This is a genomic window from Streptomyces rectiverticillatus (assembly GCF_013394065.1).
GTDB classification, from domain to species: Bacteria; Actinomycetota; Actinomycetes; order Streptomycetales; family Streptomycetaceae; genus Streptomyces; species Streptomyces rectiverticillatus.
The window spans coordinates 3,949,908-3,967,866 of the sequence record NZ_CP040752.1 but is presented as its reverse complement, the minus strand read 5'-3'; the positions used below and the strand labels follow the sequence as shown (position 1 = coordinate 3,967,866).

20 protein-coding genes and 2 pseudogenes are annotated in these 17,959 nt (G+C 72.6%); 14 read left to right on the top strand and 8 right to left on the bottom strand.

What is annotated here, in order from left to right; genetic code table 11:
• Window positions 1-50: 50 nt before the first annotated feature.
• Window positions 51-689: an HhH-GPD-type base excision DNA repair protein gene (locus tag FGW37_RS17220; RefSeq protein ID WP_179081863.1), complete on the bottom strand. Its 639-nt coding sequence runs from the start codon at window positions 687-689 to the stop codon at window positions 51-53.
• A 203-nt stretch (window positions 690-892) separates the two neighbouring features.
• Here FGW37_RS17220 and FGW37_RS17215 point away from each other — a divergent pair, with 203 nt between their 5' ends.
• The 7 genes from FGW37_RS17215 (at window position 893) to FGW37_RS17185 (ending at window position 6,066) form a co-directional block, all read left to right on the top strand.
• Complete coding sequence (locus FGW37_RS17215; protein ID WP_179081862.1) at window positions 893-1,705, top strand: alpha/beta fold hydrolase; 813 nt, start codon at window positions 893-895, stop codon at window positions 1,703-1,705.
• A gap of 176 nt (window positions 1,706-1,881) precedes the next feature.
• On the top strand, window positions 1,882-2,031 hold the full coding sequence (locus FGW37_RS17210) for a hypothetical protein (protein WP_179081861.1): 150 nt from the start codon (window positions 1,882-1,884) through the stop codon (window positions 2,029-2,031).
• Between the two features lie 104 nt (window positions 2,032-2,135).
• The gene (locus tag FGW37_RS17205; protein ID WP_179081860.1) at window positions 2,136-3,884 is read left to right on the top strand and encodes an asparagine synthase-related protein; all 1,749 of its coding nucleotides are present in this window, start codon (window positions 2,136-2,138) and stop codon (window positions 3,882-3,884) included.
• Window positions 3,875-4,183 (top strand): PqqD family protein, encoded by a 309-nt coding sequence (locus FGW37_RS17200; protein WP_179081859.1) that lies wholly within the window; start codon window positions 3,875-3,877, stop codon window positions 4,181-4,183. Before FGW37_RS17205 ends, FGW37_RS17200 begins: the two co-directional genes overlap by 10 nt.
• Complete coding sequence (locus tag FGW37_RS17195; protein ID WP_179081858.1) at window positions 4,180-4,659, top strand: lasso peptide biosynthesis protein; 480 nt, start codon at window positions 4,180-4,182, stop codon at window positions 4,657-4,659. The genes FGW37_RS17200 and FGW37_RS17195 overlap by 4 nt, the downstream gene beginning before the upstream one ends.
• Window positions 4,660-4,709: 50 nt before the next feature.
• A complete protein-coding gene (locus tag FGW37_RS17190; protein WP_179081857.1) occupies window positions 4,710-5,267 on the top strand; it encodes a hypothetical protein in 558 nt (185 codons plus the stop codon).
• Between the two features lie 43 nt (window positions 5,268-5,310).
• Entirely contained in the window at window positions 5,311-6,066 is a 756-nt protein-coding gene (locus FGW37_RS17185; protein WP_179081856.1) for an alpha/beta hydrolase family protein, read from the top strand.
• A gap of 143 nt (window positions 6,067-6,209) precedes the next feature.
• Here the strand turns inward: FGW37_RS17185 and FGW37_RS17180 are convergent, their stop codons facing one another.
• Window positions 6,210-6,590, bottom strand: coding sequence for an STAS domain-containing protein (locus tag FGW37_RS17180; protein WP_179081855.1), 381 nt, complete (start codon window positions 6,588-6,590; stop codon window positions 6,210-6,212).
• 606 nt (window positions 6,591-7,196) lie between these two features.
• Between FGW37_RS17180 and FGW37_RS17175 the strand changes: the two genes are divergently transcribed.
• The 5 genes and pseudogenes from FGW37_RS17175 (at window position 7,197) to FGW37_RS32995 (ending at window position 10,891) form a co-directional block, all read left to right on the top strand.
• Window positions 7,197-7,361 carry a hypothetical protein gene (locus FGW37_RS17175; protein WP_168092965.1) on the top strand — a complete coding sequence of 55 codons (165 nt, stop codon included), beginning with the start codon at window positions 7,197-7,199 and terminating at the stop codon, window positions 7,359-7,361.
• Window positions 7,362-7,416: 55 nt separating this feature from the next.
• Complete coding sequence (locus FGW37_RS17170; protein ID WP_179081854.1) at window positions 7,417-7,710, top strand: Dabb family protein; 294 nt, start codon at window positions 7,417-7,419, stop codon at window positions 7,708-7,710.
• A 492-nt stretch (window positions 7,711-8,202) separates the two neighbouring features.
• Window positions 8,203-8,970, top strand: a pseudogene (locus FGW37_RS17165) (RNA polymerase sigma factor SigF); the annotation flags it as partial.
• 189 nt (window positions 8,971-9,159) lie between these two features.
• On the top strand, window positions 9,160-9,993 hold the full coding sequence (locus FGW37_RS17160; protein ID WP_179081853.1) for an RNA polymerase sigma factor SigF: 834 nt from the start codon (window positions 9,160-9,162) through the stop codon (window positions 9,991-9,993).
• A gap of 661 nt (window positions 9,994-10,654) precedes the next feature.
• Complete coding sequence (locus FGW37_RS32995; RefSeq protein WP_218650588.1) at window positions 10,655-10,891, top strand: hypothetical protein; 237 nt, start codon at window positions 10,655-10,657, stop codon at window positions 10,889-10,891.
• 13 nt (window positions 10,892-10,904) lie between these two features.
• Here FGW37_RS32995 and FGW37_RS17150 read toward each other — a convergent pair whose 3' ends face one another.
• Window positions 10,905-11,123 (bottom strand): hypothetical protein, encoded by a 219-nt coding sequence (locus tag FGW37_RS17150; RefSeq protein WP_179081851.1) that lies wholly within the window; start codon window positions 11,121-11,123, stop codon window positions 10,905-10,907.
• Between the two features lie 213 nt (window positions 11,124-11,336).
• Between FGW37_RS17150 and FGW37_RS17145 the strand changes: the two genes are divergently transcribed.
• Window positions 11,337-11,783 (top strand): MarR family winged helix-turn-helix transcriptional regulator, encoded by a 447-nt coding sequence (locus tag FGW37_RS17145; RefSeq protein WP_179081850.1) that lies wholly within the window; start codon window positions 11,337-11,339, stop codon window positions 11,781-11,783.
• 156 nt (window positions 11,784-11,939) lie between these two features.
• Window positions 11,940-13,511 (top strand): MDR family MFS transporter, encoded by a 1,572-nt coding sequence (locus FGW37_RS17140; RefSeq protein ID WP_484600435.1) that lies wholly within the window; start codon window positions 11,940-11,942, stop codon window positions 13,509-13,511.
• A 154-nt stretch (window positions 13,512-13,665) separates the two neighbouring features.
• Here the strand turns inward: FGW37_RS17140 and FGW37_RS17135 are convergent, their stop codons facing one another.
• The 5 genes and pseudogenes from FGW37_RS17135 to FGW37_RS17115 form a co-directional block, all read right to left on the bottom strand.
• Entirely contained in the window at window positions 13,666-14,451 is a 786-nt protein-coding gene (locus FGW37_RS17135) for a TetR/AcrR family transcriptional regulator (protein WP_179081848.1), read from the bottom strand.
• Between the two features lie 381 nt (window positions 14,452-14,832).
• Entirely contained in the window at window positions 14,833-16,347 is a 1,515-nt protein-coding gene (locus FGW37_RS17130; RefSeq protein WP_179081847.1) for an MFS transporter, read from the bottom strand.
• 174 nt (window positions 16,348-16,521) lie between these two features.
• Window positions 16,522-16,766 (bottom strand): annotated as a pseudogene (locus tag FGW37_RS17125) (glycosyltransferase family 2 protein); the annotation flags it as partial.
• 43 nt (window positions 16,767-16,809) lie between these two features.
• Window positions 16,810-17,727 (bottom strand): alpha/beta hydrolase, encoded by a 918-nt coding sequence (locus tag FGW37_RS17120; protein ID WP_179081846.1) that lies wholly within the window; start codon window positions 17,725-17,727, stop codon window positions 16,810-16,812.
• A gap of 51 nt (window positions 17,728-17,778) precedes the next feature.
• A complete protein-coding gene (locus tag FGW37_RS17115) occupies window positions 17,779-17,952 on the bottom strand; it encodes a hypothetical protein (RefSeq protein ID WP_179081845.1) in 174 nt (57 codons plus the stop codon).
• Window positions 17,953-17,959: the final 7 nt, after the last annotated feature.

Sequence of the window (17,959 nt, the reverse complement as noted above, 5' to 3'; positions counted from 1 at the left end):
GAGCGGTCCTGCCGGGAGGCCGGGAGAGGGCGGGCCGGGACAGGCCAGGGTCAGCCCTGCTTCGTCTGCCGCGGGGTCCTCCGGGCGGGCCGGACGGTCGCCTTCTTGGCCGCCCCCTCCTTGGCGGCGCGCTTCATCTCCTGCTTGTGCTCCCGCACCTTGGCCAGCGACTCGGGCCCGGTGATGTCCGCGACCGAACGGTAGGAGCCCTCCTCCCCGTAGGCGCCGGCCGCCTCCCGCCAGCCCTCCGGCGCGACCCCGAGCTGCTTGCCCAGCAGCGCGAGGAAGATGCGGGCCTTCTGCTCGCCGAAGCCGGGCAGCTCCTTGAGCCGCCGGAACAGCTCCTCCCCGGTCGCGACGCCCTCCCACACCGCGCTCGCCTCGCCGCCGTAGTGCTCGACCAGGTACTGGCACAGCTGCTGGACGCGCTTGGCCATCGCGCCCGGGTAGCGGTGCACGGCCGGCTTCTCCGACAGCAGCGCCGCGAACGCCTCCGGGTCGTAGGCGGCGATCTCGTACGCGTCGAGGTCGTCGCGGCCCATCCGCCGGGTGATGGCGTACGGACCGGCGAACGCCCACTCCATGGGGATCTGCTGATCCAGCAGCATCCCCGTCAGCGCGGCGAGCGGGCTGCGGCCGAGCAGGGCGTCGGCCTCGGGCTGCTGGGCGAGGTGAAGGGTCTTGTCCATGCGTCGATGATCGCCCCGTATCGCCCGCGCGGGAGGGAGCCGGGATCCCGGGGTGTCACCCTTTCCCGCCCACTGTACGAACGGGTGAACCAGGAAGAGGCGGTCTTGCGGACGGTGCGCCGCGGCGGCTGTCATGGACGGACGGACTGCGGCCGGACCCACCGGGGTGCCCGAGTGGCACGTCCGAGCGAGGGAGGCCCGGCATGGCGCGAGTCCGCGTGCGCGGCGCAGAGCTCTTCCACGAGGTCGTGGGCGAGGGCGAGCCGCTGGTGCTCGTCCACGGCGGGCTGACCGACCACTACACCTGGCAGGCGGTCGTCCCGCCCCTCGCGGAGTCCTTCCGCGTCCTCGTCTACGACCGGCGCGGGCACAGCGCCAGCACCAGCGGTGCCGGCCGCGGCACCCGCAGGGAGCACGAGGACGACCTCGCCGCGCTGCTGCAGACGCTCGGCTTCGCCCCGGCCCACGTCGTCGGCAACTCCTTCGGCGCGTCCACCGCCCTGGGCCTGGCCGTCCGCCGCCCCGACCTCCTGCGTACCGTCATCGCCCACGAGCCCCCGCTGCTGGGCGTCATCCGCGGCGACGATCCCGTCCACGTGCTGATGCGGGCCGCGCAGAACGGCATCGACGCGGCGGTGGCCTTGATCCTCGCCGGGGAGGCGGGCGAGGGGGTGCGCCGCTTCACGGAGGAGGTCGCCCTCGGCCCGGGCTCCTGGGAGGCCCTGCCCGACCGGGTGCGCGCGACCCTCGTCGCCAACAGCCGCGCGTTCGCGGCCGAGCAGTCCGATCCGGGCTGGGCGAGCCTCGACCTCACCCGGCTGTCCGCCTGCACCGGGTCGGCGCTGCTGACGTACGGGACGGAGAGCCCGCCGTGGCTGCCGCCGGTCACGGTCGAGCTCTCGCGGACGATGCGGAGGGCGGAGCTGAGGGGTCTGCAAGGTGTGGGCCACATTCCGCATGTGTCGCACCCGGAGGTGTTCGCGCAGATGGTGCGGAGATTCATCGAGGCGGCATGACGCGGCGTGACCGCCGTCCGGGCGCGCACCCCGGTACCTGAGCGTCCGCGCGCCGCGCGCCCCTGCACCCGCTCCGGGGCGCCGCTCCAGCGCGTCAGCACCCTCTGTGCGGGAGCGGCGGGAGTGCCCGACCGTGGAGGGGTCGGACACAGTGCCCTGCGGAAAGAGGGACCGCAATGGAGAGCACGCACGCCACCGACCGGCCGGTGCCGGAGGACCCGCCCGCGGCCAAGCGCCCCTACGTGGAGCCGCGGATCGACGAGCTCGGCACAGTCGAACAGCTGACCGCCCATGGCGGGTTCCCCGCAACTGAAGCCCTTCTCTGAGCAGCGAACGTCAGCAGCGAGCGTCGTCGGAAGGCCGCAGGCGGCAGGACGGCCGTCTGAAGGCCCGGAACCCCGGAAGCCACGGAAGGCCCGGAAGGGAAGCCATGGAGCCCGTCGCTGTACCCGTCGGTGACTACCTGGGCTGCTACGGACGCGTCCCGTTCGGCGGCGGCCCGTCCCGCATCTCGTACGTGACCGCCGCCTTCGGGCGGCGCCCGGCCTGGTCCGACCCCGGGCGCCACCTCGTCCAGTGGGCGGCGCCGGGGACGCCCAGGGTGCCGTTCCCCTCCGAGCGGGAGAGACTCCTGCTGACCGGCGTCGTCCGCGGCCCGGTCACGCCCGCGTGGGTCGGGCGGCTCGTGTCCGCCCTCAAGGAGGGCCGCCACGCGGAACTGGCCCGCATGCCCGGCGAACTGGCCGGTGCGCTGGTCACCGACCACCGGGTGTTCCTCTTCCGCAGCGCCGCGGGCGAGGAGGGCCTGCACTACCGGGCCTCCGCGGACCTGCTGCGGTTCTCCACCGACCCGGCCGACCTGCTCGACGGCCCCGGGGAGTTCGACCCGGAGGCCGTCCGGCGCTCCTGCCGCGGCGAGGCGGTCTTCGTCTACCCCGGCCTCACCCCCGTCCCGCCCGGCCGGATCGTCACCGTCGAGCGCGGGGCGGTGACCACGGCCGTGTACGACCCGGTGACCCCGCTGGAGCTGCCCGCGCGCACCACGATGGCGGAGTACGCCGAGACCGCCTGGGACCTCCTGCTGGAATCCGTACGGCCGTACGCCGGCCGCGGCCGCACCGGCATCCTGCTCAGCGGCGGCCTGGACTCCGCGGCCGTGCTCGCGGCCCTGGCGGCGGCCGGCGCCGACGTCGTCGCCTACCACCGGGCCACCCGGGACCCCCTCGCGGACGAGTCCGGATACGCCCGGGCGGTCTGCGACCACCTGGGGGTGCCGTTCGTGCCGGTCGTGACGGACCACGGCGCCGGATACCTGGACGAGCGGTGGGAGTTCCCCCACCCGTACAACCACACGGCCTACCGGTGGCTGGAACAGACCGCCGAGCGCGTCGCCCGGGACGGGATCACCTTCCTCGCCTGGGGCCGCGAGGGCGACCGGATCTTCGGCCCGGCGCGCTACGGGCTGCACGGCGTGCTCACCGGCGACCTGCCCGCGCGCGAGAAGGCCGTCCTGTGCCGGGGACTGCTCACCTCGCGCTGGGAGCTCCCCCGCATCCTGCGCAGCGCCTCGCCCGGCTCCTCCCTGCTCGACGACGGCGCGCCCGGATACGGCGGTGCGCGGCCCGCGGACTTCCTCACTCCGTTCGCCGCCGACCGGGACGGCGCTCCCGCCGCCGCGGGCGCCCCGCAGGAGCACCCCGGTCTCACACCGCAGGAGCACTGCGCGAACCTGACCCTCTGGCGGCCCCGCGGCATCCAGCTGTGCAACCCCCTGGGCAGCAAGAGCCTGCGGCGGCTCTCCGCCCGCATGCCGGACGCCTACCGGCTCCTGCCGCACCAGGGACGGCTGATCACCAAGCCGGTGCTCCGGCTGATGCTCTCCAGCCGGTTCCCCGCGGCCGTCTGGCGGCGGCACGGCCGGCTGTGGCCCGGCTCCCCGCACAAGGACTACGTCCTCGGCCACCGCCACGTCCTCGCCGCCCTCATCGGCGGGCCGGAGGCGCACCTCGTCCGCATGGGCATCGTCGACCCGCTCCGGCTCGCGGACGTCCTGGCCGAGCCGGCGCGGCTGCGCCTCAACGCGGACACCCTGCTCTGCACCGCCATGACCGAGCTGTTCCTGCGCAGCGACGCGCGGCGCACGCCCGCGAACCGGAGGGGATTCACCCGATGCCTCTGATCGGCCTGGCCGAGCACGCCGTCTTCGACGACACCGACGACGCCGGCCTCATCCTCGACACCCGCCGCGGTGTCTGCCTGACCCTCAACTCCACGGCCACCTACATGCTGCGCACCGCCCTGGCGTGCGACTCGGTGCCGGCGGCCGTCGCCCGGCTGCGCGAGGACTTCGACGCGGACGACGCGACGCTGGCCGCCGGGCTGGCCGGGCTCGCCGACCGGCTGGGCGAGCGGTCGCTGCTGCTCGGGGGCGGCGGGTGCCCGCCGCGCAGGCGCCGCCTGCGGAGGGCGGAGCGGTGACCGCGGACTGGGAGTTCTTCCTGGACGGCCCCCGGGAGGGCCCGCCACCGCCGGCGGTCCCGCTTCGCCTGCGGGCCGTCGCCGTCGCCCGCACGGCCCGGGCCCTGTGGCTGTACCGGCGGCGCGGCTGGCGCGGGGCGTACCCCTACCTGTGCCGGGCCCGGCCCGCCCGGGGCTCGGCGGCCCTGTCCGGCCTGTCCCCGGGCACGGCGGTGCGGCTGGCCCGCCGGGAGATCCTCGGCGCCCAGCTGGTGCTCCGGGCGATACTGCCCAACGGCCCGTGTCTGCCGCGGTCGTTGGCCCTGACCACCTATCTGTGCACGCTCGGCCTGCCCGCACGCATGACGGTGGCCCGAGGCCGCGCCGCGCCCTCCCCGGCCCAGGCCTTCCACTCGTGGGCCGAACTCCACGACACGGTCCTGACCGACAACCCGGACGTCCGGCTGGGCTACACGGTGCTGCAACGGGTCCCGTAGCGAAGGCCCTTGCCGCGGGCGATCACTTGTTCTAGCGTGATGCGAACAAGGTGCACGATCTTGGTGGCGTCCGGGAGATCGGGGACAGCGGCATGAACGGCGGCATGAACGGCGGTACGAACAGCAGGGGCGCGCAAGGCGGCCAGGGGGCGGAGACGGCGGCCTGGAGCCGTACGGTCGTGGCGGGCTGGATGGTGGCACTGGGGGCGGTGTCCGCCGTGGCGTTCGTGGCGGTCGCCGTTCTGGCGCCCGGCCTGCGGTCCGTCTTCCTGATCCTGCTGACGGCTTCGGCGGCCCTGCTGGCCACGGGCGCCGTCCGGGTCACGGTCACGCCCCACGGGGTGGCCGTCCGCTCCGTTCTCCTCCCTTTCCTGCAGCGCCGGATACGGCTGTCCCGGATCCGGCATGCGTCGGCGAGACCGACCCGGCCGGGCGAGCTCGGCGGGTGGGGATACCGCTGGCTGCCCGGGCAGACCGCGGTCTCGCTGCGGGCGGGCGACGCCCTGTGGCTGGAGCTGACGTCCGGGAAGCACTTCGTCGTCACCGTCGACGACGCCGCCAACGCGGCGGCGCGGGTGAACAGTTCCCTGGCCGCGGTGAAAGAGTGACGGGAGAGGCCAGGACGACGGACGACGACAGGAGCGCACCGGCATGACCGTGGAGACCGGCGTGACACGGACCCTCGCCCGCACCGCGACCGGCAAGGCCGTGGACGTCTACGCAAGGCCCGGTGCCGGGAGCGCACCCGCCGTCCTGCTCTGGCACGGCATGGGGCCGGACGAGCGGGAGATCGTGCGGCCCGTCGCGGAGGCGGCGGCAGCGCAGGGCGTCGTGGTCTTCGCCGCGGACTGGCGTTCCGACGCTCCCGACCGCGGCATGGCGCACCTGCTGGACTCCCTGTCGTTCGTACGGGAGCGCGCGGCGGAGTCCGGCGGCGACCCGGGCCGGGTGGTGGTCGCGGGGTGGTCGGCCGGCGCGGGGGCGGCGGTGGCCACCGCGCTGCGAGCGGAGCTGTTCGGCGGTTGGCGCCCGGCCGCCGTCGTGGGCCTGGCCGGCCGCTACGACGTGCCCGCCCGCACCACCGCCTCGGTCCCCCTGAAGGACCTCGCGGACCTCCCGGACCTCCCGGACCTCCCGGCCGGGGCCGCCCCCGTGCCGGTGCGGCTCGTGCACGGCACGGTGGACGACCAGGTGGACATCCGCTTCTCGCGGGAGTGCGCCGCCGCGCTCCAGGGGCACGGGTGGCCGGTGCGGCTCGACGAGCCGCGGACGGACCACGCCGGGGTCCTCGGAAGCGAGTTCGACCCGGCGCTGGGCCGCCTCCGCCCGAGCACGGCCGAACACGCCCTGGAGGGCTGCCGGATCACGGCCCGCGCCCTGGTGGAGGCGGCGGGGATCACGGCCTGACGAGCCGGCGCGGGGCGGCGCGGGGCGGCGCGGGGGCGGCAGGGCGCGCGCCGAGCACGCGCCGGCGCGCCGCCGGGGCCGGCCCGCGTCCGCGGCTGCGCCCCCGGCCGTGTCGCCGACCGCGCCCCCGGCTGTGTCACCGCTCAGGCGACGCTGCCGTCCTGCGGACCCGCCTCCTCCGTCCGTACGGACGGAAACGCGTCCACGATGGTGAAGGCGCCCTCCACTCCGGCCACGCGCATCACCCGCGACACGCGCGCCACGCCCCGCACCACCCGCAGCCGGCCACCGCGGCAGAGCATGCGGTGCCGGGCTCTGATCAGCAGCCGGAGTCCGCTCGCGTCCAGGAACGTCACGCGACGGAGGTCGATCACGATGTCGGCGCGGCCTCGTTCGGTCAGCGCGTCCATGCGCGGGCCGAGCTCCTGTTCCGCCAAGATGTCCATCTCACCGTGCAGTTCAATGATGATCGCCCCGCACGCCACGCGCTCCCGCATGGCGAAGGCGGGCTCTTCCGCGCCCATGTCGCCCCTCACCGACCTCCCTCGGCCCCTCACCTCCGGCACCGGCGATCCGCCGGCTGCCGGATACCTTTCTGGTGCCCCCGCAGTACGTGAATCTCACCTTTGTCGCAAAGCTGTGATCGCGCCTCCGGATTCGCCCGCGCCGGAGCGCGCGCGGGCGCGGGCGCGGAACGCACGGAAGCCCCGGCTCCGGACCCGGGCGCGATACGGGTCCGGGGCCGGGGCTCCGGAAAAGCAGGTCGGGGGAAGCGGCATCGGGGGGACAGCCGCTTCCCCCGTCGGGGTCACGGCCTCCAAGTCCGGGCCGCAGTCGGGGGGAAGCTCGCGGCCCTGACCCCGCAGTGAGGCCATGTCCCTGGCCCTCCGGATTCCTGCCAGATCCGGTACGGGCTCCCCCTATCCTCCGCCCCGGCGCACGGGCCCCCGTACGGCGAAGGGCCCGGCTTGGCAGGCCTTTGGTCCTTAAAGGTGGCGTGAAGGCGGCATGAAGGCGGCGCGCGGAGAGGGGAAACCACGGGCTCGGTCACATGTGCGGATAGACTCCGCCACCGTAGGAGGCGATCACGGGGGTCGCGGTCGCAGGGATCACCGGGGGAGGAGTGCCTCGTGGCGCAAGCGAAGAAGATCGCGCTCTGGGCTGCCGTCATTTTCGTGTCGTACACGATCATCCACTCCCCCAAGCGGTCGGCGGAGCTCGTCCAGATAGGGTTCGAGGGCATCTCGGACGCCGCCAAGAGCGTCGGCGAGTTTATGACCCAACTGATCAGCTGACAGGCCGCGCCGCCGAGCCGGAGCGGTCCGGTCCGCCCGGCGTGGAGGCAGTGCCGTGATTCGTCACCTCGTCCTGTTCAAGCTCAATGAGGGCGTCCGGCGCGACGACCCGCGCGTCGTCGCCGGGGTACAGGCGTTCGAGGCGCTCGGCGACGCCATTCCGGAGGTGCGCTTCTGGGAGTGCGCCTGGAACATCTCGGACCGGCCGATCGCCTACGACTTCGCCATCAACTCCGCCGTCGACGACGCCGAGGCGCTGCAGCGCTACCTGGACCACCCCGCGCATCAGGCGGGTGTCGCGCAGTGGCGTGAATTCGCCACTTGGGTGATCGCCGACTACCCCTTCTGAGCGCCCGCTGCGCACGGCCCCTCGCCACCTGGGCGAGGGGCCGTTTTTATGGTCAACACGATGTTATGGGGTTCTTGCACACAGTGCACATGTCTTGTGATGCTATGACCGCTTTTGCCGGATGAGTTGACCATGAAGGGTGGCAGAACCGTGTCGGCCCGAACCGTCCCCGAAGCCCCCCTCCAGGAAGCCCCTCCCCAGCGCGACCAGCCGCCCGCGGGTGCCACCGCGCGCCCCCTCGGACCCGACGCCGACCCCGGCGGCACCGGCGGCCCCGAGCTCCTCGAGAACCCCGGCCGGGGCGCCGGTCAGGACGCCGGCACGGCCACCCCCGCCAAGACCGCCGCGAAGGCTGCCGCGGCCCCCGCCGCGGGCACCACCGGGAACGCCGGCACCGGCACCGGCACCGGCACCCGCACCGACGCCGACCCCGACGCCGATCCCAACGGCGACCCCGACGGCGATCCCGACGACGCCGACACCGATCACCCGAGGAGCCGCGGCGCCGACGCCAGGGCCCTCACGCAGGTGCTCTTCAAGGAATTCATCACCCTGGAGCCCGGCACCCCCGAGCACGCCCGTGTGCGGGCCGCCCTCATCGAGGCGAACCTCCCCCTCGTCCGCTACGCCGCCGCCCGCTTCCGCAGCCGCAACGAGCCCATGGAGGACGTGATCCAGGTCGGCACGATCGGCCTGATCAACGCCATCGACCGGTTCGACCCGGACCGCGGGGTGCAGTTCCCGACCTTCGCGATGCCGACCGTGGTCGGCGAGATCAAGCGCTACTTCCGCGACAACGTACGCACCGTGCACGTCCCGCGCCGGCTGCACGAGCTGTGGGTGCAGGTCAACGGCGCCAGCGAGGACCTCACCGTGCTGCACGGCCGCACGCCCACCACCGCCGAGATCGCCGAGCGGCTGCGTATCCCCGAGGACGAGGTGCTGGCCTGCATCGAGGCCGGGCGCTCGTACCACGCCACCTCGCTGGAGGCCGCGCAGGAGGGCGACGGGCTGCCCGGCCTGCTGGACCGGCTGGGCTACGAGGACCCGGCACTCGCCGGGGTCGAACACCGTGACCTCGTGCGCCACCTGCTCGTGCAGCTGCCGGAGCGCGAGCAGCGCATTCTGCTGCTGCGCTATTACAGCAATCTGACGCAGTCCCAGATCAGCGCGGAGCTGGGCGTCTCGCAGATGCACGTATCCCGGCTGCTCTCGCGCAGCTTCGCGCGGCTGCGTTCCGCAAATCGAATCGAAGCCTAACCCTCACGAGTGACCCCCTCCTCATACGAGGCAGCAGATATGTCGACTTGACGCTACAGCGTGTTGCCGACATGTGACATTCTGCAGGAACTGCGTTTGCCACAGCGCGGCCTCCGGTATTCAGGTGGGGGCCGAACCCCTCGTGCGAGGGGCACCGCTGTGACCCGTCCGCGACCTCAAGGGGGTGGCATGTCCGTAGACCTGGGCAGCGCGAAGGTGCTCGCCACCGACGCACCACACGCCGTGCTCGACGACTGCGAATCCATCGACACCCGCACCCTCTCCCGTTCACTCTTCATGCGCCTGGCCGCCCTCGACCGGGACAGCGCGGAGCGTGCCTACGTCCGCGACACCCTGATCGAGCTCAACCTCCCCCTCGTGCGCTACGCGGCCGCCCGCTTCCGCAGCCGCAACGAGCCCATGGAGGACATCGTCCAGGTCGGCACGATCGGTCTGATCAAGGCGATCGACCGGTTCGACTGCGAACGGGGCGTGGAGTTCCCCACCTTCGCGATGCCGACGGTCGTGGGCGAGATCAAGCGGTTCTTCCGGGACACGAGTTGGTCGGTGCGCGTGCCGCGCCGGCTGCAGGAGCTGCGCCTCGCCCTCACCAAGGCCAGCGACGAGCTCGCACAGAAGCTCGACCGCTCGCCCACGGTGCCCGAACTGGCCCTGTGCCTGGGCGTCTCCGAGGACGACGTCGTCGACGGCCTGGCCGTCGGCAATGCCTACACCGCGAGTTCCCTCGACTCCCCCTCCCCGGAGGACGACGGCGGCGAGGGCTCCCTCGCGGACCGGCTCGGCTATGAGGACAGTGCGCTGGAGGGCGTCGAGTACCGTGAGTCCCTCAAACCCCTCCTGGCTAAACTGCCCCCCAGGGAACGGCAGATCATCATGCTGCGCTTCTTCGCCAATATGACGCAGTCGCAGATCGGCGAGGAGGTCGGCATCTCGCAGATGCACGTCTCCCGGCTCCTGACCAGGACGCTTTCGCAGCTCCGCGAGGGCCTCATCGCGGACTAGACGCACCGCCACGGGGGAATCTCACGGGGGAACATCCACCATACGGCGAGTCGCACGGGGGATCGCCGGCCTGTACTTTCCACCTCTGTACTCCTGACTGACCGTCAGCCACACTGGGCCGATGCGACGGAAGACGATCGTCTCCGCATCCGCCTCAGCCGCGGCGGCCGCACTCGCCCTGGGAAGCGTTCTCGCAGGTTGCGGCGGCACCGACCGCGACGCCTACGTCGCCTCCGAGGCGGCAGGCCCCGGCTCGTCCTCCCACCCGGTGGGCGGAGCCGTTCCGCCCGACGAGGGCGTCGAGTTCCACCCCTTGCCCGCAGCGCCGCCTTCCGGCCGCTCTCCGGGCCGGTCACCAGGCTCTTCGGTCCCCGGCTCTTCCCGGCCGCCGGCCTCTTCGCGACCACAGCCACCACAGTCGCCGCAGCCGCCACCGTCGCCACTGCCGCCCTCCAGCGGGATCAGCAGCCCACAGGGCGCCGGAAGCCCTCCGCGCACCGCGAGCCCCGCATCCCCTGCGAAACCGTCGCCGCCGTCGTCACCCTCGCCGCCCTCACGACCCGGGCAGCCCTCGCACACACCCGAAGCGGCCCGGCTGGAGACCGGCGAGCCGCACCGGTCCGCGGACGACGAAGGGCGGCGCTGGTGCGAGAAGGTCACCGTGCCGCTCGCCAACTCCGGTGGCAGCCCCGTCACCACGGGCACCGTCACCTTCGGCAGCCACGTGATCGACCTGCTCGGCCTGGACTGGTCCACGATCACCTCGTCGCAGCCGCTCCCGGTGCCGATCGAGGCGGGCGCGACGGTCGAGGGGGCGTGGACGGTGTGCGTCGACGCCTGGCGCGTGCCGTGGGGCATGCACGTCGAGACGCGCGACGTGAAGGTGGAGTGGGGTTAGCCCGAGCCCGGGCTCAGCCGAACGCGAGCCACACCACGGCCGCGACGACCGCGATGCCCACGATCACGCCGGCGATCAGGCCGACGCGGGGACCGGACGACCGGGCGGGGGCGGGCGCCGCCGCGCGCCTGCCCGAGGGGGCGCCCTGGCCCTCGTCGACGAAGGCGCGGAACATCTGGGTGCTGCCCGCGGGGTCGTAGCTCTCGGGGTTCTGCTGATGGGGGTTGGCCATAGGCCAGGACCCTAGCGAAGGAGGGCCGGATGGCGCGCAGCGCCCCGCTCTACTGAGGCGCTCCGTCCGTTTCCGTTCCGACCTGCGGCTTTACACCCCTCTAGAAATCCTTGGCCCTACCTTTACCCATGGAAACCCCATTTCACTTGCCTGTAGCAACCAACTCCTGGTTACATCGTTGCCCTAAGCAACTGAAGTGGGGAGGGGCGGCGCGTGGCCGAGCAGGAGCAGTACGAAGAGCTCGCCCGGCAGCTCAGCGCCGTCGCCGCCGTCCGGCGCGACCTCGCCCGCGTCCTCCCGGCGGACTGCTCGCCGGCCGCAGCCGTCGTGCTGACGATGCTGCGGCAGTACGGCGAGATGCGCATGGGCAAGCTGGCCGAACTGCTGCTGATCGACATGTCGGTGACCAGCCGGCACGTCGCCTACGCGGAGGCCCGGGGCTGGCTCGAACGGCACCCGGACCCCGCGGACCGGCGGTCCCGGCTGCTGCGCATCAGCCCTGCCGGCGAGGCCCTGCTCCGGCAGGTCTCCGGGCGCTACACCGAGGCGCTCGCGACCTGCCTGCGGGACTGGTCGTCGGAGGACGTCGGCCGGCTGATCGAGCTGCTCGGACGCTTCCGCGAGAGCTTCGACGGCTGCCGGACGACCCGCACCGCGTAGCTCCGCAGGACCGGCAAGACCCGTAGGACCCGCAAAACCCTCAGACGTACACCTCAAGCCACACTCGCACCGCAAAGGAATTTCATGGCTTCGACCGCACCGGCCGGTGTGGGGGGCGGCCACGCCAAGCACGGCGGCCAGGACGCCGGCGCCCCCATGACTCACCGGCAGATCATGGAGGCGCTGTCCGGGCTGCTGCTCGGCATGTTCGTCGCCATCCTGTCCTCGACGATCGTCTCCAACGCACTGCCCGAGATCATCTCCGATCTGCACGGCAGCCAGTCCTCCTACACCTGGGTCGTCACGGCCTCGCTCCTGGCGATGACCGCGTCCACCCCGCTGTGGGGCAAGCTCTCCGACCTGTTCAGCAAGAAGCTGCTGGTCCAGATAGCCCTGATCGTCTACGTCGCGGGCTCGGTCGTGGCCGGCCTCTCGCAGAACACCGGCACGCTCATCGCCTGCCGGGCCGTGCAGGGCATCGGCGTCGGCGGTCTGTCCGCCCTGGCGCAGATCATCATGGCGGCGATGATCTCCCCGCGCGAGCGCGGCCGTTACAGCGGCTACCTCGGTGCGACCTTCGCCGTCGCGACGGTCGGCGGCCCGCTGCTCGGTGGCGTCATCACCGACACCGACTGGCTCGGCTGGCGCTGGTGCTTCTACGTCGGCGTGCCCTTCGCCGTGATCGCGCTGATCGTGCTGCAGAAGACGCTGAAGCTGCCCGTGGTGAAGCGGGACGTGAAGGTCGACTGGCTGGGCGCGTTCTTCATCAGCGCCTCGGTGACGCTGCTGCTGGTGTGGGTGACCCTGGCGGGCAAGAACTACGACTGGATCTCGTGGCAGACCTACGCCATGGTCGGCGGCTCGATCCTGCTCGGTGCGATCTTCGTCTACGTCGAGTCCAAGGCGTCCGAACCGATCATTCCGCTGCGGCTGTTCCGCAATAAGACGATCACCCTGTCGTCGGCGGCGAGCCTCTTCGTCGGTGTCGCGATGTTCAGCGGCACGGTCTTCTTCTCGCAGTACTTCCAGCTGGCGCGCGGCAAGTCGCCGACGATGTCCGGCGTGATGACGATCCCGATGATCGCCGGCCTGTTCCTGTCGTCGACGATCTCCGGGCAGATCATCACCAAGACCGGCCGCTGGAAGGCCTGGCTGGTCAGCGGTGGCGTGCTGCTCACCGCGGGCCTCGGGCTGCTCGGCACCATGCGCTACGACACGCCGTACTGGCACCTGGCCGTCTACATGGCCCTCGTCGGCCTCGGCATGGGCATGATGATGCAGAACCTGGTGCTCTGCACGCAGAACCAGGTCGCACCCAAGGACCTCGGCGCCGCCAGCTCCGTCGTCACCTTCTTCCGCTCCCTCGGCGGCGCGGTGGGCGTCTCCGCGCTCGGCGCGGTGCTCGGCAACCGGGTGACGGACTACGTCAAGGACGGCATCGCCGCGCTCGGCCCGCAGGCCGCGGCCGCCGCGGCCAAGAGCGGCGGCTCCGGCGGCGGCATCCCCAAGCTGGACGCGATGCCCGCGCCGCTGCGGACGGTCGTCGAGAGCGCCTACGGGCACGGGGTGGGCGACGTGTTCCTCTACGCCGCGCCGTGCGCGCTGCTGGCCTTCGTCCTGACCCTGTTCATCAAGGAGGTCGCCCTGCAGGGACGGCCCGGGGCGCCGGCGGCGGGCGCCGGGGAACACAGCGCACAGAACGCAGCACCCGCCCGGCAGGGCGGCTGACAGACCCCGTCGGCCGGGGCGCGGAATCGAGCGGAGACGCGCCCCCGGCGGACGGAGAACCGGGACCGGAACGGCATGAGGGTCCCGGAGACGGGCCCCGGGTGGTGGCGCGCGCACAGGCAGGGGACGGCCTGCGCGCCACCGGCCGGGGCCTTCAGTCGTCGGAGCGGCGGTCCCGCATGACCTCGATGCCGGCGATCACCGTGTCGAGGGCGTACGCGAAGTCGCGCTGCCGCATCTCCGCGACGCTCCCCGCCTTCCCCCAGGTCTCGGCGACCTCGGCGGCCTCCCGGTAGGTCTCCGCCCACTCGGGGGTCGCGGAGACCACGTTCATGACGTCCCGGAAGTACTCGTTCTCGGTGACGCCGGCCGCCCGGCAGCGCTCCTTGTACAGGCCCTCGATCGTGCAGAAGCCGTGGACGAACTGGAAGAGGGCGGCGAGCGCGCCGGTGACGCGCTCCCGGGGAATGCCGCTGCGGCACATCGCGGCGATGGTGGCGTTCGAGAACGCCATGGAGCGGGGGCCGAGGTTGAGGTACCGGCCCACCAGGTGGGAGACCCACGGGTGGGCGGAGAGGCACCTGCGGTAGGCCTCGGCCAGGCTGCGGAGCTGGTCGCGCCAGTCGGCGCCGTCGTCGGACGGGTCCGGGAGGGCCACCTCGGCCCAGATCTCGTCGAGGGCGTACTCGAGGAGGTCGTCCTTGTTGTCGACGTACCAGTAGACCGACATCGCGGTCACACCCAGCTCGGCGGCGAGGCGCCGCATGGAGAACTTCTCCAGGCCCTCGGCGTCGAGCAGGCGGATCGTGGCGGCGACGATGCGCCGCCGGTCGAGGCCCGCGCCCTGGTCGCCCTCGCGCCGTGGGGCGGGGTCGGGCCTCCCGGCCAGCCACACACTGGCCCGCGGACCGCTCGCCGCGCGCTTACCGCCGCCCGCCATCCTGCGCCTCCCTCTCATTTCCCATCCGCACCAAATGCTAGGCCCTGCCCCACAACCCCCGCCCCCCTCCAGAACCCCACGCCCCCACGGATCCGATGGGCCACGCCCATCCCCCCGCCGCGGCGGATCCAGCGGCCGCGAGGCTAATGGCCCGGCCAGGCCCATCAATCCCGCCGCAACGGCGAGCAACCACACCCCACCTGCCCGGCGGTGCCGGACCCACCTCAGCCCGGAACGGCACCGCCGAAACCCACCACGACGGCTCAGCACCGCTGCGGCGGAATACAGGGACCCAGGCCGCCTGCAACCCCACGCCCCCGAAGGCCCGATGGGCCGCGCCCATCGCCCCCGCCCCCACGGGCCCGCCCCGCGAGGGAAGCGTTACTGCGGTGACTCCGAGCGTTCCGCCCTGCGCAGCAGGAGCGCTGCGACCAGGCCGCCCGCCAGGACCGCCGCCGCACCCACCAGCTGACTGGTGTGCACCCCGGTGGCGAACGCGTCCGCGATCGCCACACGGTCCCCGTCCGTGCGGGCCTCCGCCAGCGCCGCCGGAAGGGACCCCGCCCCCGCGGCCACCGCAGGGACCAGCGCCGCGAAGCGCGAGTTCAGCACCGCGCCGAGTACGGCCACGCCGAGCCCGTTGCCGCACTCCTGCAGCGTGCCGTTGAGCCCCGCGCCGACGCCCGCCTTCTCCGGCGGGATCGCGGACATGATCGCCGTGGCCATGGCCGGCATGGACAGTGCGATGCCGGTGCCCATCAGCACGAGCCCGAAGAGCATCCCGCCGTACCCGTCCGCACCGAGGACCGCGATCGCCGCGAGCCCCGCCGCCAGCAGCCCCATGCCGCCCGCGATCGAGACGGGCGTGCCGATCTTCGGCAGGAGCCGCGCCCCGACACCCGTCAGGTTGAGGACGATGATGACCAGCGCCAGCGGCGACATCCGCAGGCCGGTCTGCAGCGGGTCGTAGCCGAGCACGAGCTGCAGGTGCTGCGTGAGCAGGAAGAAGGACCCGCCCATGCCGAAGGCGACGAGGATCGAGCCGGAGACCGCGCCCACGAACCGCCGGTTGCGGAAGAAGTGCATGTCGAGCATCGGGTACGGAGCCCGCCGCTCCCACACGGCGAACGCCGCCAGCACCACCACGCCCACCGCGCCCGAGACGAGCACCCGCGCGGACGTCCACCCGTGCCCGGGCCCGGAGATGATCGCGAAGGTGACGCCGGTCATGCCGATCGTGGACAGCAGCGCACCGAGCAGGTCGGGCCGCTCACCGGCCGGGTTCTTGGACTCCGGCACCCACTTGAGGACGGCCAGCAGGCCGAGCACCGCCACCGGCAGGTTGATCAGGAAGATCGAGCCCCACCAGAAGTGGTTGAGGAGCGCCCCGCCGATCAGCGGCCCGGCGGCGAAGCCGAGCGAGCTGACCGCGCCCCACAGCCCGATCGCCTTGGTGCGCTCCTCCTCGTCGAAGACCTGGACGATCACGGCGAGCGTGGTGGTCATCAGCAGCGCTCCGCCGACGCCCATGCCGGCGCGGGCGGCGATCAGCTGACCGGTGGTCTCCGACAGGCCCGCCGCGAGCGATCCGATGCCGAAGAGGGCGAGGCCGGCGGCGAGCAGCTTCTTGCGCCCGTAGCGGTCGGCGGCGCTGCCCGCGGTGAGCAGCAGTCCGGCCTGGACCAGCGAATAGGCGTTGATCATCCACTGGACGTCGGACGTCGCGGCCCCCATCTCCTCCGTGAGGGAGGGGATGGCGACCGTGAGGACCGTGTTGTCGAGCAGGACCGTGAGCTGGGCGAGGCAGATCACGGCAAGCACCACCCACCGGGTGGGATTGCGCTCCGGCCGCGAGCCGGCGGCGGCGCTTGGTGATTCCGTGGTCGGCGCGGACATGTGAGATCCCCCTTGTACAGCGTATGACTGGGCTGGCGGCGTACACCGTACAAGAGCTCCTCTACGCCGTACAAGGCATTATTTCCGCACCGGCGTCGTCGGGTCGCAGAGCGTCGCCCCACCCACCGTGACCTTGCTGAAGCGCGCCCCCCGCGCGCCGACGCACCGTCCCGCCCGGTCGCGCGGATCGTCACCGAAGGGGCGGCGCAGCCGGTCCAGCGGCAGCGCCTCCGTGGCGAGGGCACGCCCCACGCGCCGCACGCCGCGCAGGTCGTCCACCGGCACCTCGTGGATCCGCAGGCCCGCCCGCTCGGCAACAGGACGTTGTAGGCGCGGGAGATGAACTCCCGCCCGGGCCCGCGCACCACGCGCGAACCACCCGCCGGCCGGGTCCCTATGGCCAGGTCGGAGTGGCCGGACGGCGGTCACGACAGGTGGGTCAGGGCGCCCGATCGCAGGTCCCTACGGTTGCGTAATCCGGTCGCGCAGCCAGGATTCGACGCCGCTCAGCGCCGTCCCGGCCATTGCCGTGGGGTGGCCCGTGAAGCCGTGGGGTGACTCGGGGTAGACCCGGACCTCGACGTCATTGCCGGCGGCTGACAACCGGCCCGCCAACGCCAGGTTGTCCTCCAGCAACACGTCTGCGCTTCCGACGATCAGCAGCGTCGGGGGAAGCCCGCCAAGGTCGCCGTAGATGGGGGAGATATCGGGAAGAGTGCGGTCTTCCACATGGCCGGCGTACGCCTGGATGAAGTATTCGTCCGCGATGGAGCGACCGGCCGGAGTTCGTGCGCTCAAGTCGTAGGTGCCGAATTGGAGTGCAGCACCGGCGAATCGGCCGGCGGCACCTCTGTCTCTCAGCCGGAGCAGGGTCACCAGGGCGAGTGTGGCTCCCGCGGAGCTCCCGCCGATCGCAAGCCGGGACGTTCCGAAGCGAGCATCGGCTTCCTCGGCGAGCCAGAGCGCCGCTGCTTCACAGTCGTCGGGTGCCGCCGGCCAGGGGTGCTCGGGCGCCAGCCGGTAGTCGACGCTGACAACGGCGAGCTGCAGGGCGTCTGCGAGCCCGCGGTTGCGTTCGTCTCCTCGCGCTGCGGAGTCCATGTAGAAGCCGCCGCCGTGTATGTCCAGGTAGACGCCCCGCGGCGGACCGTCGACAGGCGTGAAGATCCTGACAGGGACGCGCGCTTCCGCGGCTTCGACCGTCTCTTCGACGGCAGGCGGCTCGGCGGCACGAGGAGCGGTCCTCCTCGCCCGTGCCTCCTTGAGCTCCTCCGGTGTGCTGGGGCCACGGCCTGCCGCCCTCGACTTGTAGAAGTCACGAGCTTCATCGACCTGCTCCGCGGGCACATCAGCGAACAGTGCGTCCAGCGCGAATCGCACGCGCCCTCCTCATCACTCGGGCCTCGACTCCACGCTATCGCCGGGCGATGACTACCACTCCTGCTGGGCGGCGTCTGCCGCCGCCTGCGCCTCGTACTGCTGCTGGGCAGCGTGCCGGGCGGCATCTGCTGCGGCCTGCTCGTACTGCTGCCGGGCCGCCTCCTCCGCCTCCCTCTTCCGTCGGCGAGCGAATGCGTCGTCGTTGTCGCTCAACTTGCCGGACATAGCAGCT